The sequence below is a fragment of the Flagellimonas hadalis genome, from assembly GCF_007785775.2.
Classification (GTDB): domain Bacteria; phylum Bacteroidota; class Bacteroidia; order Flavobacteriales; family Flavobacteriaceae; genus Flagellimonas; species Flagellimonas hadalis.
Genome location: NZ_VNIK02000005.1, coordinates 162,339 through 181,207, shown reverse-complemented (window position 1 = coordinate 181,207; position 18,869 = coordinate 162,339). Strand labels below are relative to the sequence as shown.

Here is an 18,869-nt window from a genome sequence, read left to right as displayed (position 1 = left end):
GGTTATTGTTGATAAAACAAGTTGTCTTTACGATTACTTAAACCATTCCTTGCTGTCCAAGGATTATAATTCGTATTTTTCAAAAAAATAAGTCCATTTAATGTCGAAGAAGAAGAAGAGATCCAGGAGTCAGAGGAAGAACGAGTTGACCAAGGGCATTTTTACCGTACTTGAAAAAGAACCATCCAAAAGCTTTAACTACAAGCAGATAGCCGCAAAACTAGGTGTTACCGATACACAGGACCGCAACGAACTCATCAAGCGTCTGGGAGAGCTCAGGGCCAGTGACCGGATCGTGGAGGAAGAAAAGGGCAAGTACAAAAAGAAGCCTTCACTGCACACCTATTTTACGGGAAAGGTGGACCTTACCTCAAGTGGCAACGCCTATATTGTGGTGGAAGATATGGAGGATGACATCTTTGTGCCCCATAATGGTCTGAACCGGGCCTTGCACGGAGATACCGTGGAAGTTTTTATAAAGCCCAAACGTAAGGGGAAAAAACAGGAAGGAGAGATTTCCAATATCCTGGAGCGCAAGAAGACTTCCTATGTGGGCATCGTGGACAAGCAGAAGACCTTTGCCTTTGTGAGGCCTTCGGATTCCAGAATGTACACGGACATCTTCATTCCGTTGGATAAACTCAAAAAGGCCAACGATGGGGACAAAGTGTTGGTGAACCTTGGCGATTGGCCATCCGATGCAGATTCACCCTACGGAGAAGTGGTAGAGGTCTTGGGAAGACCGGGGGAGCACGACACGGAGATACATTCCATTTTAGCGGAGTATGGACTGCCTTACGAGTTTCCCTACGAAGTGGAACAGTTTGCCAAAACCTTGGATACCAGCATCAAGGCATCCGAGATTGCCAAAAGAAGGGACATGCGGGATGTGCTCACTTTTACCATAGATCCAAAGGATGCCAAGGATTTTGATGATGCCCTTTCCTTTCAGAAATTGGAAAACGGAAACTATGGGATAGGGATACATATTGCTGATGTTTCGCATTATGTACAGTCCGGTACCATTTTGGAAGATGAGGCCTATGACAGGGCCACGTCCGTTTATTTGGTGGACAGAGTGGTTCCCATGTTGCCCGAGGTACTTTCCAATATGGCCTGTTCGCTGAGACCCAACGAAGAAAAATATACCTTCTCCGCCGTTTTTGAAATGGATGATAAGGCCCGACTGGTGAACCAATGGTTTGGCCGGACGGCCATCAATTCCAACGAACGTTTTTCCTATGAGGAAGCGCAGCATATCATCGAGACCGGGGAGGATAGCATACCGGAAGCCATTTCCATCAGGGGAAAGGCGTATTCGGTTTCGGCCGATATTGTGGAGGCCATCCTCACTTTTGACCGATTGGCGAAGATCATGCGGCAGGCCCGTATGGATGCCGGAGCCATCTCTTTTGACAAGATAGAGGTAAAGTTCAACCTGTCCGAAGACAACGTGCCCTTGGGGGTTTACTTCAAGGAAGCGAAGGAAGCGAACAAGCTTATAGAGGAATTTATGCTATTGGCCAACCGAAAAGTGGCCGAATATATTGGCAAAAAGAAAAAGACCTTTGTCTATCGGGTACACGACAAGCCCGATGATGAGAAATTAATGGCCCTGAACGGCGTTATTTCCCGTTTTGGACATAGTATAGACCTTAAGGATAGAAAGACCATCAACAAGTCCCTGAACCAGCTTCTGGAGGACGTTAAGGGGAAAAAAGAACAGAATTTGGTGGATACCTTGGCCATTCGAAGTATGAGCAAGGCCATTTATACCACGGAAAATATTGGACACTATGGGCTGGGGTTTGATTATTACACCCATTTCACCTCACCCATCCGAAGATATCCGGACGTGATGGTCCACCGTTTGCTACAGCATTATCTGGATGGGGAAAAACAACCAAGCGCAGTGCTGTACGAAGAAAAATGCAAGCATTCCTCAGATATGGAAATGTTAGCGGCCAATGCCGAGCGGGATTCCGTGAAATACATGCAGATCAAGTTCATGGAAGACCATAAGGACCAAGAGTTCCTTGGGGTCATTTCCGGGGTGACCGAATGGGGCATCTATGTGGAGATCATTGAGAACAAATGTGAGGGAATGGTGAGGATCCGTGACATCAAGGACGATTATTATGTGTTTGACGAACGCCAATATGCCATTATTGGGGAAAGAAGAAAACGGGTGTACCAGTTGGGCGATGAGGTCTATGTGATGGTAAAGGACACCGATTTGGTGAAGAGGCATCTCGACTTTTCGTTGATCGGAAAAAAGGAGTGATGCTTTTTTTGGAATAAAATTTGTTATTCTTTTGGGAACCAAATTTTTATAACATGAAACCTATATTGATTTTATTACTGTCCCTTTCGCTCCAAGTACTGAGCGCCCAAAAAGGGGACATTACCAAAAATCTTCAAAAGTTTACCGAGATCAAGGCTTTTGATGGTCTCTCCATCAGTTTGATCAAGGGAAAGGAAAACAAAGCCGTCATCACTGGCGCCAATACGGACAAGGTGGCCATTGTGAACAACGATGGAGTCTTGAAGATACGGATGGAAATAGACAAAATTTTCAGTGGCTATAGGACCTATGTGGATGTTTACCATACGGAAGACCTTAAGGTGATCGATGTGAACGAGGATGCCCGCATATCATCCGATGAAACCTACGTACAGGACATATTGGAACTCAAGGCACAGGAAGGTGGCAAACTGGAAATCAACTGTCAGGTGGATCAGCTATTGATCAAGGCCGTATCAGGAGGGGAAGTATTTGCTGCGGGGTTTTCCAATAACCAAGACATCATCATCAATACCGGAGGTTCCTATATAGGCAAAACGTTCAAGACCAAGTTCACCACGATCACGGTCAATGCTGGAGGAAATGCAGAAGTGTATGCAACGGATTATGTAAAGGCCAATGTAAAGGCAGGGGGTGAGGTATTGGTCTATGGTGACCCGAAAAAAATGGATGAGAGCACCGTGTTCGGTGGAAAGATAAAAAGAGTGGAATAGCATTTTATGATTGAAGATATACAGGCGGCAATTCCTTTGGGACTTTTATTGAGCTTCATGATTGGGCCTGTCTTTTTTGTGCTTTTGGAAACCAGTGCCACCAAGGGGTTCAGGGCAGGTGTGTGCTTTGATGTCGGGGTCGTTGTGGCGGACATTGTTTTTTTGGTCATTGCCTATTTCAGTAGTTTCCAGTTGTTGGAAAACCTGAGCAATGAGCCCGGGCTCTTCGTTTTTGGAGGGATGATCCTTTTGGTCTATGGTATTTATCTGTTTGCCAAAAAAGCAAAGAAGAAGACTACCGCAAGGCCATCCAAAGGAGGTTATGTTGCCCTTTTTATCAAAGGATTTTTATTGAACTTCATCAACATTGGCGTTCTGGCATTTTGGTTGGGTTTGATCATAGTGGTTGGGCCGAGTTTGGAAAATGATCCCGAAAGGATGTTGGTGTTCTTCAGCACGGTCATTTTGGTCTATTTTGGTACTGATTTGATGAAGATCATATTGGCCAAACAACTGAAGCGTTATCTGACCATAGAGCGTATCGTACTCATCACCAAAGGGCTGGGTATTGTACTTATTATTTGTGGTATCGTACTCATCACCAAGGGATTCCTTCCCAAAGAACGGTTTAATCTCAAAGAGGAAATAGAAAGGATAAGCTAGCTGAAAAATAAAAACCCAACACAAAGTGCTGGGTTTTTCAGAGGCATCGAGCGGATTCGAACCGCTGTACAAGCTTTTGCAGAGCTGTGCCTAGCCACTCGGCCACGATGCCATTTAGGTGTGCAAATGTACTATTTTTTTGGCTTTTTCAAATTATTGCTAAGATCTTTCGAACTCTAGGATAACGGACACGCTTTCCACATCGCCACCAATGGGCGGATTTATTTTGGAAACTTCCACGATCACATGGTCCACTTCGTCTATTTCCGAGATAATGCGGTCAATAATGCGTTTGGCGACATGTTCCAGAAGATTGGAACGGACGCCCATTTCTTCCTTCACAATGTTGTTGAGATGGACATAGTCCACAGTTTCCACCAGCTTGTCCGATAGGGAAGGCTGCGAGAGATTGGCGCTTATTTCAAGATCTACCCTATAATCGCTACCAATGAGCATTTCTTCCTTCAGACACCCATGGTTGGAGTGTATCCTGATGTTCCTTAGTTTGATTTTACCCACGATATTGGATTAAAAGGGTAAAAATAGGGCAAAAACCGCTAAATCAATACATACATCTACAGTTGCTTATCCCTTGGAAGAGATCCATCCCTACGGTAAGCACGTGCGTTCCAGAACTATATCCCAAGATTTCGTTGGTGATGATCTGATAGGAATACCCAAAATAGAAATTGTTCTTCTTGAATCCGGCAATAGGGGCAATGTACAAGGGTTCTCCCAACTGATCGTTCAGGAAACGATAGGTAAGGCCCACATAGTAGTAATCCTCAAAATCATGGAAACGGAACTTGGCATTGAGGTCCGTTACCGAACGTCCATCACTTTCAAACCATTGAAAGAAAACGGAAGGCTCAATTTCCAATTTGCTGTTCTTGTTCTTGGAAATGCTATAACCTGTGTAAGCGTAATAGTTCCTAAGGGTATTTGGCTCAAACGTGGGATTGAAACTTTCGAGGTTTTTATTCAGGATGTTGGAGGCGTTCAAGCTGAAAAAGAACTTGTTGTACCGGTACAGCACGCCCAGGTCAAAGTTATGGTTGGTGGTGGCCCTGTCATCCGTAGGAAGCTGTCCGTTGTTTTCCCTAAAATTTTCCACATCTATCCTAAACTGGTTAAAGTTGTAGGAAATACCGAAGGAAAGAAAAATATCATCATAACGGTCCAAGGTAAGATGGTGCGCAAAGGAGACCCTGGCCCCTCTTTGCTTGGTCTCCCCATTGCTGTCATTGTACAACAGCATACCCAATCCAGATCGGTTGCCGATTCGGGCATCCGCGGCCAAGGTCTGCGTATCTGGAGCGTCTTTGATACCTACCCATTGGGTAAGTCCGTTCAAGCGAACCTTGATATGGTCCCCGATACCTGCATAGGTAGGGGACATGATAAAGGGGTTGTCTGCTATATATTGCGAAAGCTGTGGTATGGTCAACTCCTGTCCCTTGGCACAAAGTGCCAATAGGAGCAGAAATGCAGTTGAATATACTTTTTTGAACATGAGGTCTGTTTGGGTTATAAATGTTATTGTCGATATAATGTAAAGTGGCCCACGAATTCCCTTTGGTCTGCCCCTCCTTTAAGGCGAACCACATACCAGTAATCTCCTGTGGGCAATGGCTTGCTATCATAATCGCCATCCCATCCTTGGGTATCACGGGTCATCTCTTCCACTACCCTACCATAACGATCGTAAATCTTAATTAGTACTTCTGGGAACCCTTCAATATTGTCGGGAATCCACTTATCATTGAGGCCGTCGCCATCTGGGGTAAAGAAGTTGGGAAACTCGATGTCCATAAACTCCATATAGATTTCAGCAATTGCCTCACAACCATTCTGATCGACAACAGTTACGGTATAGATACCTGTTCTGTTGATATAGAAGGTATTATCCGATCCATTGTTGATATCGTTGAAATAGAACGTATATTCCTCAACACCCCCTTCGGCTATCGCTGTGATCTGGTTGATGGTATTGTTCTCCAAAACCAAAGTAAGCGGTTCGTAGCCCTCGATGGTGAAATCATGGGTGGTCATACATCCATTTGCATGTGCAATGGTGACATAATGGTCGCCGGGCAACATGTTGGTAAAGTCAGCAGTCAATTGCATATCTGCGGGGTCCGTAGAGTCCAGGGCATACATGACATCTGCTGAAACGGATGGATCCTCGAACACAATCTCCAAGAAATTGTTGGGGATATTGCCCACACACTCATACATCGGGGTCACCGTGGCCGCTAGGTTCACACCAGGCTCTATCTCCACGATCACATACGTATCGCAACCTTGGGCATCCCGGATGAATACCGCATGGGTTCCGGCCGTTAGGTTTTGGAACAAGAACTGATCTTGTACAAAATCAGCATCGGCATTGGAGTTCAAGGCTGTTTTATAAGGGGCAATACCTCCTGAAACCTGAAGCTCGAAAGAACCATCGGCACTGTTATAGCACACTTCGTGCATGATGTTGATGGCTTCTGCCTGAATGGGTTCAGGCTGCCCTATTTCAAATTGGAAGGTGATGAAACATCCGTTTACGTCTTGGGCAATGACATCGTAAATGCCTGGCGCAAGATCGGTAAAGGTGTTTTCGGCATCAAACTGGTTCAAGTTGGGTGAAATCGCATACAAGATCTCGCCTGTTCCTCCAGAAACTTCCACGGTGATGGTACCATCTTCCATGCCCGAACAGGTCACATCGGTAGATTCTGCACGATCTACCTGCAACGGAGCCGGATCAATAATGTTGATCACCGGTGATACCTCAACACAATCTTCGCTGGTGACCCTTACATAGTAATTTCCGGCGACAAGCCCGTTAAAGGTACCGTTTGGCTGTGGTCCGGCGACCAAATTGGACAATGCGGCATCGCTGAACAGTTCATAGCTGTAATTGCCCAGACCACCTGTTGCACGTGCAATAATGGTAGCCGACGCTTCACCCATACAATTGATCATGGCCGCGGAATCGTCAATGGTCAATGTAAGTTCTGGAACAGGGTCTATGCTCACTTGGTTGGAAATAAGGGCCTCACAACCGTTGGCATCAATAACATAGTACTGGTATACGCCAACCCCAACAGGGAACATATGGGTGTCTCCCCCATCCATATTGAAGAAGGTAATACCATCGACGCTGTATTGGTAAGGTGCGGTACCTCCAAATGCGGTCAATAGAATCTCTGCATCATCGATACAGGTCATTCCACTTACTTGCACCAAGGAGGCCATTACTTCTGTAGGTTCGTTGATGGTCACTCTTGGTGTTTCCACACCACAGTTCCATCCATCGGTAACGGTGATGCTGTAGGTTCCAGCACCCAATCCGTTGAACGTATTGCTTCCTTGGGTACCAGAAGTGAATTCAATGCTGGCCCCTGGAGTGTCATCTTCGTAGATGTTCAATTGATACTGGTACACACCTTCACCACCGGAAACAGAGGATACCCAAACGGAACCACTGTTGTCCCCGTAGCACATTAGGTCTATCGGAGCGACATCTATGGTAGCTGTTATTGGGTCTGGTTCCATCAATGTCAATGAATTGTCCACGATCTCACAACCCTGGCTATCGATCACCCTTACTTCGTATGCACCTGCTGATAGGCCAGTGAAAATGTAACTGGGCACATCGTTCATGGTGTAGGTTTGGGTAGTGGTATTGTTTGTCAATATGATGTCATAAGGAGCATAGCCTCCCGTTGGAGCAATGAGGATCTCCCCTTGGTCATTGGTACAGGTAACGCTGGCCACTTGCTGGGGAACAACCTCCAACTCCGCGCTCGGTGATTCAATGGTCACAGAACCAGATATAGCCGTACAGTAAGGAGCTTCTGTAGCTTCAACTTCAACACGGTAATTACCACCAACCAAAGCCGAAGTTGGATCAGGAATCTCAAATGGGTTTGTGTTCGTATGGCCACTTCCGGTTACCCCAGTTGTTGTGCCATCTGCACGGAACACCTCATAATTGTATGCCCCTACATATCCGCTCACATTAATTTCAAGGGTTCCGGCATCATCAAAACAGACGGCAGGGGCTGTGGCCACGGCCACGACATCAATAGTGTCGTATGGTGCGATGACATAGGGAGTGGTATCCACATAACAACCTGTCGCATCGTCCGTGATCCTGAAGGTATAGGTTCCAGGATGGGTCAATAGGAAGCTTGCAGAGGTATTGCTCAAGATGGTCGGAGCCGACCCATACGGATTTCCTACGGGCAGTAATGTAAACGTATAGGTATTGGTTGGATCACCATTATCGGCAACGGTCAACAGCACTTCTTCGGCATCCACACAGCTGATGGCCGTGGTTTGGGAAACAGTGACCGTAAACGTGTTGATGGGTTGTATCACAATACTGTCAGCATATTCACAACCATTGGCATCCCTTACCATATAGTTGATGGTCTGAACGGTACCGTTGTCCTCAACAGCATAGGTAGCATTTGAGGAGAAACCATTGCCATCAAAACTATAGAAATAAGGCGCAGTACCACCAGTTGCGGTAACGGTTATGGTGGTCTCATCCACATTATTGGCTGTACAGACAAAATCAGGAGCTGATGCAGAAGCCGTCAATTCGGCTGGCTCTGTAACGGTCTCTGGTTTGGTGACTTCACAACCTCTATCGGAAACCACGCGTACTTCATATTGCCCAGCAGGTAGGTTTTCGAAAAGCGGATGGTCCTGAAGCGGTCTGCTTGGAGCGCCGAACAAACCGATCAATTCATATCGATAGATCGGATTCACGGCAGTTGCGGGGTCAATGACGGCCGAAATACTTCCATCACTTCCTCCAAAACAGCTCACATGTTGAATGGTCGCATCCAACAAGATGGGATCCACAGGCGCATCCAACTCTTGGGTAACCGTGTAGGTACATGGGGTCGTAGTGGCCAAATCAGTGATGACGAATACATATTCGCCCGCCTCGGTCAGGTTGGTGAAAATACCATCGTTATTGGTCACCACGGTTCCCGAAATAGGGAAGGTAACGCTGTATTCCAAATTGGTGGAACCACCTGTTACGGTTACGGTGATATGTCCTCCCGGGTCGGGGGAACAATCGATGGGTTTCACTACGGCCGCAGTGGCACTCATGGCCGGGTTCAAGACCACAGGCCCGACAGTGGCATCACATCCCCACTGATCTAGGATTTCCACCTCGTAAGAACCTGCGCCCAGATTGGAGAAAATGGTGCTCGTTTGTGGTGAACCTACATCGACCCCGTTTCTGACCAATTGATACATATAGTTGCTTCCTTGACCACCGGATACAGGATCGGTCGCAGGAATGCCCACCACTTCAATTTCGCCTTGTAGGTCGGTACAGTTTTCATTGTTGACCTGTAGAGCAGCCTGAATGGGCAGCGGGTCGGCCAAGGGTACATCGGACAATCGCAAAGCACAACCGTATTGATCGATGACCCAGACTTCATAGGTGCCAGCCACCAAGTTTTCAAACCTTCGGGTGGACACATAATTGGCTATGTTGTTGGGGTCAGGGTTTGGTGTAGTGCTCACATAGTAAGCATATCCGCCCCATCCACCTTGTACATTAAAGATTTCGATGACACCATCGTTTCCGGGATCACAGGTAATATCGGTCACCAAAACATCGGCAGAAATGGCCGCAGAGGGCCCTGCAATGGTGAAGGTCTCCACATTTGAACATCCAGGGAAGGCATCTTGGGAAATTTCCACCAAGTAGCTTCCGGCTGGCAGGGCGATAGGAGCTGTAGGTCCGGTAGTAGCTGAGGTACCACTGGTCACGAAGATATCATCTGCCGTGTTCACCGGCGTTCCGTTTGTATTGTAAATGGTCCAGTTGAACCCTCCAGCGTAGGTAGCATCCAAGAGTTCAAAGGTCACTTCTCCGCTAGCGGTTCCATAGCAGACCACATTGCTCACCACATCCACATCAATAGTGAAGGTGTTGGGGTCGGTGATGGTTTCGGACGTTGCTACCGTACAACCGGTATCGATATGGCGTACCAAGAAATTGTAGGTGCCGGCATCCAGGCCGCCAAACACATTGGAGGATTGCCATGAGGTACCATTGTCGATACTGTATTCAAAACGGGACGGATCCCCGGCCGTTGAGGTAACGGTAATGGTGATTTCACCATCCATCCCTGGGGTACAGCTCAATGGGTTGGTGATAGCGGCCACAGCATCGGTGATCTCATCGAATGGAGCCACTATGATGTCCATATATCCGGAACAACCATTTTCGTCATAGACATACACCCGTATGTCCCTGCCGTTCGTATCGGTTTCTATATAGACATTGTTGGGACCATTTTGTAGGACAGTGCCGCCTACATTGTCACGGAACTCATAGCGTACATAGTTTCCGCTGCCGCCGGTAATGGAACCGGTGTCCACGGTAACGGTGGCATTGTTCATATTGTTTCCGGCAACGCAGGCAAAATCCACGACATCGACAACAGGAACCACTATAGCATCTGGCTCGGTGATCATTTGCGTTTCGATGTGGGTACATCCGTTTGCTGCAGTGACCTCTATGGTGTATGTAATTCCAGCGGCAGAACCTTCAAGTCCTGTAAAGTTCGCCGTGGTGTTCGTACTTGATGTGGGCAAAATGGGCAAACTCGCAGATCCACCGGAAGCGGCAATGATCTCAAAGGAATAAGGGCCTATTCCATTGTCCACCGCACTCACAGAAATGGTTCCATCATCGGCACCGTTACAGGTAACATCCGTAAACGTTGATGTAAATGAAGGCTGTGGCGCATCGGGAACATCCACCGTGATTGTTTTGAAGCAATTTGGAGTAGTAGTGCCAATATCATAAACCATCACTACATAGCTACCAGCGGCCCCGGCTCCGGCCCATGTGAATTTATTGGATGCATCGAGCACCAAAGCGGTTCTTGTTTCGTCGTATGGGTCTGGACCATTGATTTCGTATTCGTAGTTTCCTGAGCCTGAAAGCACTTCGATTTCAAATTCTCCGTAAGCGGCAGTACCAGGCTCACAATCCAAGGCAACGGTTTGGATCACATTGAATTCAAGCGGAGGATAAATAGCAAAGGTTTCAGTATCGATACAGCCGTTCAAGTCCCTGACAGATACGGTCTGACCCGTTCCGGAACTAAGACCGGAAATGGTGTATTGATTGCTTCCATTGAACGTAAAGTTCTGATATGCAGACCCATTCAAACTTATTTGGAATGGGGACATCGCCACTAAGGGGTTCTCCAATGTAATCAATACTTGGAACTGGCCTTCTTCCACACATTCATCGATAATAACTACCGAAATATCTGGGCTTGGGTCTTCCGCGACCGTAATGGGTTTTTGGGTGATACAACCATAAGCATCCATTATATAGACGATGTAATCGCCTCCTTCCACATTGGCAGAAGTACTGCTGGTCCAGCCAGCAGATGCCGCTGTTGGCACTATACCTGAAGAGGCCAATATATATTGGTACTCATAAGGAGCGGTACCATATCTTCCAGTGGCTGTGATGATACCTGCATTGGGGTTACAGTTATCGTTCTGTGGGCTTGCCACATCCAAATCCAATGGATTGGCAGATTGGCGAATGGTAAATTCCCCTCCGTTTACGGAACAACCGTTGTTGGGACCACCTACTTCGGTAAGCAACAAATAATACTCACCTGGAGGAAGAACGCCTACATTGGTCACAGATACAGAAGAGGGTGGATTTACCGATTCCGTTGCTGAAAAGCCTGTTGAAACATTGGACTGTCTGTTGAAAATTTCATAGGTGACACCAGTTGCCAAGGCATCAAAGCCTGTAAAGGTGAACGAGATGTTCCCATCGTCCATTCCCGTACAGCTTACGTTGTTCACGGCATCCAAGGTAGCCGTCATCAAAGAAGGTGTGTTGATGGGGGCCGCCGCCTCTTCAAAGTAATAGCAGTTGGTCACATTGTCAAACACCACGAAAGTATAGGTAATGCCCGGGGTTAGATTGTTAAAGGTTGCGGTGCTACCTCCAGGGGTATCTGGCCCCACATAACTAGAGGAATACGGCGCTGAATAGGTCTCCAGAATGGCAAATTGATAATTGCCACTGCCCACAGCAGTACTTACGGAAACGATGGCGGTTCCTCCAGAAGTACAATCAACAGTGGCCGTGCTTACGTCAATATCAAGGTCATCTGGCGGAGATGCAATGATCTCTGTAGTATAGGAGGTACATCCGTTGGCATCCACCACATCAACTTGATAGATACCAAATTCCAAAACGGTAAAGGTATGGTCCCTGGCCCCGGAAGTGGTGGTATAGGTTTGTGGTGCAAGCCCATTATTGGCAGTCAGAATAAAAGTGTATTCCGCAGTACCTCCAGAAACTCCCGAAACAGTGATGGAACCAGGATTGGTAACTCCAGACACATCATCACAGGTAATAGGATCGTTTGTAGTGGTATAGGTAATGGCATCAGGTTGAGCGATAACAACAGGGAATGGATTGGATTCACACCCCTTGCTGTCGGTAACGGTCACCTCATACGAACCGGCAGGAAGTCCTGTGGTCTGTGAACCATAATCGGTAGCGGTAATGGTTTCAAAAACGTTGATGGTATAGGGAGGAACACCCACAGAGGTGTCGATCACGACATCCAAAGCTCCTGTAATTTCTCCAAAACAAAGAATATCTGTCGGTGTAACACCGGTGATGACCGGAGGTGTGGCCGGTGTCACTATGATTGCATTTGTGGTAGCGATACATGCCGTTGGGGCTGTGGTATCCGTCACACGGAACATGTAGGTTCCATCGGTGTCGGTGTTGAACACGTTTCCGGTAAATCCAGTAGCGTTATATGTAGCTCCGCCATCATTGGACCATTCATAGGTATAGGTTCCGGAACCTCCAGAGGCACTTATGGTAATTTCAGCATCGTCCAAACAGGTCAAATCGCTATTTAGGAAAGCTGATGCGGTCAAAGCAGGGTTTATGGTAACGGTTTCCACAACACCTGTACAACCATACCCGTCCCTCACATTGATGGTATAGCTTCCAGCGGCCAGATTTCCAAAAGTATATGTTGTTCCACTTGTTGGTGTTGGGGTCATCCATGCGCCACCGTTCAGGCTGAATTGGTAGTTGCCATTGCCATCGGTCACGTTCACCACGATGCTTCCGTCGTTGTTGCCACTATAGCAAGCCGTTGGAATTGTTTCAAAGTCGATATCGGCCGGAGGAGTTATGGTCAAGGTCGTTGTAACATCCTCACAAAGATTGATGTCCCTTGCCCTTACGACATAATCGCCAGCAGGAAGTCCAGAGAACATACCAGAAGATTGATAGGCAACGATCACGCCACCAACAGTGTCTTCCAATTGGTATTGATATGCAGGGGTTCCGCCAGTTGCAGTTGCGGTTATGACACCGCCACCGTTGGTACAGGTAAGCTCTGTGGTCACCGATGCTGTAACATCGATTGCATCAGGTTGTGTCAGTGTTTGGTTCAATGTAACGGAACAAGCAGGATCTCGTAGATCAACGAGGACAATTTCGTAATCACCCGCTGTAAGTCCTGAAATGGTAATTGGACTGGTGGTTTGGGGCGCTGAAACGGTTCCACCGTTCACTTGATAAGTAAATCCAGTTCCCGAATCAAAGTTTTCAACTTCAAAAGTGATGGAACCATCTGCGGCACCAAAACAACTGATATCCGTATGTGTGGTGATGGCAGCATCGAAGACATGTCCGGCCTCAATGTTTACTGTGGTTTGAACGGTACAATCGCTTCCATAGTTGACCTCAATGGTATGAAGTCCAGGAGCAACGTCCGCAAATAGGTTGCCGGACTGCGGGGTTGACCCATCCAATGAATAGGTGTATCCCGGGTCGTTGGGAAGTACGGTAAGATCGGCCGTTCCATCACAATTGTAAACAAAAGTAGTTGACAATGTGGGTTCTACCGGCAGCGGCGGAATGATGACATTCGGCAAGGTGATGGAACAATCGATTTGATTGGCATCACGGACACGAATGCTATAGGTACCATCCATCAAGTCGGTGAAAACAGCTCCTCCCGTAGTTGATGGGGTCCAAGCCCCACCATTGATGCTGTATTGGTAATCTCCTGAACCACCGGAAGTTGGGGTAATGCTACCCACGGTGATCTCTCCCAGTTGGTTACAGGTATAATCTTGTGTAATGGTCGCCTCGGCAATGATTTCGTCGGGCTGCGCAATGGTAACCTGTGATGACGCGACACAGTTGTTGGCATCCCTTATGCTGATGTCATAAGTTCCGGCCGATAGGTTCACAAAGGTGTTCAAAGGCTGATAGGTTGCCCCATTGTCGATGCTGTAAACATAAGGAGCCTCACCTCCCATTGCCGTCAGAGTGATGCTTCCATCAGAACCGCCAAAACACGTTACGTCGGTGACGTTGGGCGTGATGGCCAATGCGGGGTCTTGTACAATAGTGATCTCGTAAACAGCCTCACAAAATCCGGAAGCGCCTCCATTGTCCCTTACATAAACATCATAATTGCCCGCACCGGTAACGGTAACAGGGTTGGTGGTGGAGAAATCACCCGCTCCGGGAGTTACTCCATCAGCAACAACGGCATAGACATAGTTGCCGTCCCCACCAGCGGCAGAAATGGTAATGTCGGTATCGGTGGCACAAGCCGTAATGTTGGGTGCAGAAGCGACCACACTGAGTTCAGGGTCAATGGTAATGGAGGCCGAATCTGTACAGTCGTTACCATCCCTTACATTGATGGTATGGGAACCTGGCCCTAGACCGGTGAACACATTGCTGGACACGAAGGGACCGCCATTCAGGCTGTATTCGTAATTTCCATCACCGCCTGCAATTACATTGGCGGTCAGGGTCAACCCTGTGGCATCGTCATAACAAATATCGTTGGGAACGATTTCCAATTCTGGGGCAACGGCCTCGATCAATGTGAAGCTACCCGTGAACTCGCATCCATTGGCATCGGTCACGGCATAGTCATAATCTCCCGCAATATCCAAGTTGGAGAACAGGCCGTTGTTCTGTGCTGCTGGAAGGGTGTATCCCACTGGCCCAGCAGTAATTTCATAGGTATAACTTCCCCATCCGCCCGAAGCCGCGATGGTCACTGAACCATCGGCAAGACAGGTTGGTTGGGTCACTGTAGCGGGAGCTGTAATGGCAGCTGGTGGTGCCGCAACGGTAACAGAGGCCGTATCGGTACAGTTGGTAAGGTTGTCGGTCACCGTAATGGTGTATGTTCCCTCGGCCAAACCTGTGAACGGAATGGTGCCATTGGTCTGTGCCGTTCCAGAGAACGTATCAGGACCTGTTACGGTATAGTTGTAATCGGTGTTGAAATTGCTTACGATGTATCTGATTTCACCATCTTCTTCACCAATACAAGTAATGTTTCGGATGAGTTGTCCGCTCACTGAAATTTCAGAAACAGGGGCAATGGTATAGGTTTCCTCATAGACGCACCCAGTACTGTCCGTTACCCGGAACAAATAGGTGTCGGGGGCCAAACCGGCAAAGGTGGCATTGTTTCCATTGTTCACCACGCTTCCTGCGGGAGCGATGATCTCATATACAAAGTTTGGAGTTCCGCCCGTAACACTCAAGGTGACATCCGAAGTAAAGGATGGACAATTGGGGTCTGTGGACGTAAAGTTGATGTCTGTTGGAGGATCTAGCGGCGCTATGGTCACAGGATCCGTAACAAAGGTACATCCGTTGTCATCCCTTATGGTCACCGTGTAGGTTCCATCGGTAAGGTTGGAAAAGATTTCCTCACCCAAGGTGGCACTGTCCGGAACAAAGGTCACGCCATCAATACTGTATTGGTAGGGGGCGGTTCCTCCCTGGACATTGAACGCCCTGACCGCACCAAGTTGCAAACAGGTGTAGGGCTGGTACAGCTCAACTTCTGCACTAATTTCAGTGGGACCATTTATGGTGAAGGTTTCTTCAAAATCGCAGGAATCGGCCCCGGAGGTCTGTGTGATTGTCAATGAATAGTCCCCTTGTGACAACCCCGTAAATGTTCCGGAGGTATTTGTTGTGGTAGAAGTGTCGGGGTGCGTGAGGGTGAAGGACAGGCTGTAGCCGTTTGAACTGGTGACCTGTACTGAAAACGAACCGTTGTTCGAACCAAAGCAAGTCTCATCGGTAAGGGATGTGGTATAGGCAACGGCAGGGGCAACTTCGATGGTTGCCGCATTGGAGAATGCAGGACAGTTGTTACCGTCGATCACTACAAATTCATAAACTCCTTCTTGGCCATTGGTAAAGTAAAATTCGTTGGTTACCTGAAAAGCACTTGCAGGAATATCGGCTACGTCCGTATAAAGGTCGGTTCCGTTATAACTCCAAATGGCATAGGAATAATCTGGGTTTGGAAACCCTCCCGTAGCGGTCACCGTAATTATTCCATCGGTACAATCAATGTTTTTTGTGGTCAGGGCATTTACATCCAGGTCGGTCACGTCGTTTATGGTCACCTGCTCTGTGTAAACGCAACCATCATCTGTTGAAATGGCAACGTCATATACTCCGGCATTGAGGTTTTCAAAGGTATAGTTGTTGTCCGTGGATGGACCAAAATCGTCCACTTCCACCCCTCCTTGGGAGATGGAATAATAGTACTGTGGCTCTACATTGAGAATGGAGATGGCAATTTCGCCCAATCCATTACAGTCCGTATCCTCTGTGGTGACCTCCACTTGAAAGTCCCTTTCCAAGATCCCGATATTGTCCAGCACAAAGACACAACCATCGGTCACGCCTTGCTGTCTCATTTCCACCCTGTAGGCACCATTGTTGGCAATATCAAAGCTTGGGTTGGATTGGTAAGGAACCAAAATAGTGCCCGTGGTCTGATTTACCAATTGGTACTCATAGTTTAAGGGCATATTGGTCACCGTAATGTTTCCTTCAGTATCGCAAATGATGTCCCTGGAAGTGTACTGCGGGTTGAGCGGGTTTTTATAGATGTTGAAATAGAACCTGCTGAAACAACCATTTTGGTAATTGATGACCAAACGGTATTGTCCGGCATTGGAGGCCAGGAAGTCGTTCCCGGTATCCACGTTGTTCCAGGTACAGGTGGCATTTGTGTTGGCGCACCCATCGACTGCGGCACCACAGCTGGTCTCGTCCAATTGTTCCCAAACGATGCTCTGCGCATCGGGTATGTTCACTTGGATGAGTTCGGTGTCGTTCAGTCCGCACAGGAAGATTTCAGGCAGTTCACTACCGTCATTGGGACAGATAAGGATGTCGCCGTCTATGGAATTGGATGTATCGTTGATCAGTGCAGTAATGGGGTTGCTCTGGGTAGCCCCGAACAGTTCCACTACGATGGTTTCCTCAAAATCCTTACAAGGGTCGGCCACCTGTTTGTCAACGATATACGTTCCCACTTCGGTCACCAACATGGTGCTCGGGTCGTTATCAGAATCGGCATCGGTGATGACGGTATCAACGCCCACGTCTATTTGGCCGTTTCCGTTCACATCCCTGTACCAGATATAATTGTCAAAATTGTCCCCGGCATCCAAAAGCACATTTTCCCCACAAAGCTGTACGGTTCGGCTGAAGTTACAGGCGCTGAGGTCGTCCAACAAAAAGTTGGTGGCCCCTGGAGATCCAAAGCCGCAACCATCAAAGTCATAGACACTGGGGTCATCCGTAATCGGCGCTGTATTGATCTCTCCCTGGTAGGTGGAATAGGCGAGGTTTTGGATGATGTCCGTACAGGCATCGATAAAGTCAAAACAGTTTTCCGCCACCCGAACCCGCATCCGGATCACAGCTAAGGGGTCCCCTTCTTCAACAAGGTTGTCCGGGATGCTAAAAATTACCGTTCTTGTGGCAGGATCAAAGGTGTAGGTGGCACCGGTCGGCATCACAATGCTGCTTTCATCCAAGGTAACGTTGATGGGCAGTACGTCCCTAATGGTATAGTTTATGGCGTCATCGTTCCCCACATTCTCAAAGGAAAGCACGTAATCGAGGTATTGTCCAAGGTGGACACCCTGCCCGGTAATATCGTTTCCAGCAATATCCTCTACCGTTTTGGCAAGGTTGATCTTTGGTTCAATGATCTCCACATCCATCGAGGTGAAGAAGATATCGTATTTATCTTGGGTAGAAGAGGCCCTCAGAGTGGCCCCGGTCTCTCCATTCGGAATGACGGCTTGGTTGGGGTTGGGTATGGTAAAGAGGTCAACGTCCCATCCTAATGTGTTGACACTATTTGGGTTACGAGTGTTGATGATAGTGCCTTCAATGGTAATGTTACTGTTAAAGAAATTTGTGGCGGGATTGGCCGTGTTGGACAACGTGGTGAATGAAGCGTTACTATCTGCCCTAATGGCCAATTGGTCCCCAGTAATTCTGTTGTCCCCTTCCAATGTTGCCACGCCTAATTTGGCCCTTACCGGAAAAGGTGCGGGCAAGGTGGTGAAACCACTAACAGGGATATCAACGGTTTCTCCGGATTTGATACCTGCATATCCATCAAAAGTGGTGATGAATTTACCGGGAAGGGTCGGGTTTTCATAGACCACGACCAACGACCATCCCCCAGAGACACCTCCTTGAATGGAACTTCCGGAACTGGCCCTTACATTGGCCACAAAGTAGTCACCATCGGGATTGGCAAGCCCCGCAAGTATGGAGGTCACATCTTTATAGCAGGCATAGGGGGCGTAATAGCCAAAATCGGAATCATTGTAGCCATCAAAGAGAATTTCATCAGCGGTCAAGTCCAGATAAGACCCACCTGGCACCCTGAATTTTACTTGGTTGAAATCACTACGGGCACTGCTCGTATATACTGCCGACCAATACAGACCGGCATAGCGTATCCTGGAACAAGTCGGGTCGGGAATGGACAAGGTGGCACTGCTCGAACTGAATGTCGAAGCATCCCCATCAATGTCGATATATTGCATGTTGAGGTCATCATTATATGATGAGCTTGAACCTGTTGTGTTATAGGGGTCTTCGGGATCTGTGCCGTTGGTGTCTCGGTTGACGATGTTGTTCGCGATAAAGGTAAGGTCTCCCTTGATCCTGTTTTCGTAACGGACATCGAAGTTGTTTTTAACCTGTGAGATACCGGAAAATGAGCATAGCAAGACAGAGGTGACAAAGCACCATTTGAGTAGAAGTTTTACCATAT

Annotated in this window: 6 protein-coding genes and 1 tRNA gene; 3 read left to right on the top strand and 4 right to left on the bottom strand. The window is 47.7% G+C overall.

Annotation, left to right across the window (positions count from 1 at the left end; all coding sequences use genetic code 11):
* Positions 1-100: 100 nt before the first annotated feature.
* The 3 genes from rnr to FOT42_RS09725 are packed head-to-tail and all read left to right on the top strand — an operon-like array spanning position 101 to position 3,681.
* Complete coding sequence (gene rnr / locus FOT42_RS09735; RefSeq protein ID WP_151890378.1) at positions 101-2,284, top strand: ribonuclease R; 2,184 nt, start codon at positions 101-103, stop codon at positions 2,282-2,284.
* Positions 2,285-2,337: 53 nt separating this feature from the next.
* Positions 2,338-3,018 (top strand): head GIN domain-containing protein, encoded by a 681-nt coding sequence (locus tag FOT42_RS09730; protein WP_151890377.1) that lies wholly within the window; start codon positions 2,338-2,340, stop codon positions 3,016-3,018.
* A 6-nt stretch (positions 3,019-3,024) separates the two neighbouring features.
* Positions 3,025-3,681 carry a LysE family translocator gene (locus FOT42_RS09725; RefSeq protein WP_108425105.1) on the top strand — a complete coding sequence of 219 codons (657 nt, stop codon included), beginning with the start codon at positions 3,025-3,027 and terminating at the stop codon, positions 3,679-3,681.
* Positions 3,682-3,722: 41 nt separating this feature from the next.
* Here the strand turns inward: FOT42_RS09725 and FOT42_RS09720 are convergent.
* The 4 genes from FOT42_RS09720 to FOT42_RS09705 all read right to left on the bottom strand — a co-directional run bounded on the left by FOT42_RS09720 (position 3,723) and on the right by FOT42_RS09705 (position 18,867).
* Positions 3,723-3,793: transfer RNA gene (locus FOT42_RS09720), tRNA-Cys, on the bottom strand.
* Positions 3,794-3,840: 47 nt separating this feature from the next.
* Complete coding sequence (gene folB / locus FOT42_RS09715) at positions 3,841-4,200, bottom strand: dihydroneopterin aldolase (RefSeq protein ID WP_151890376.1); 360 nt, start codon at positions 4,198-4,200, stop codon at positions 3,841-3,843.
* A gap of 43 nt (positions 4,201-4,243) precedes the next feature.
* Positions 4,244-5,194 carry a PorP/SprF family type IX secretion system membrane protein gene (locus tag FOT42_RS09710; RefSeq protein WP_151890375.1) on the bottom strand — a complete coding sequence of 317 codons (951 nt, stop codon included), beginning with the start codon at positions 5,192-5,194 and terminating at the stop codon, positions 4,244-4,246.
* 23 nt (positions 5,195-5,217) lie between these two features.
* Positions 5,218-18,867 carry a T9SS type B sorting domain-containing protein gene (locus FOT42_RS09705; RefSeq protein ID WP_151890374.1) on the bottom strand — a complete coding sequence of 4,550 codons (13,650 nt, stop codon included), beginning with the start codon at positions 18,865-18,867 and terminating at the stop codon, positions 5,218-5,220.
* Positions 18,868-18,869 lie beyond the last annotated feature (2 nt).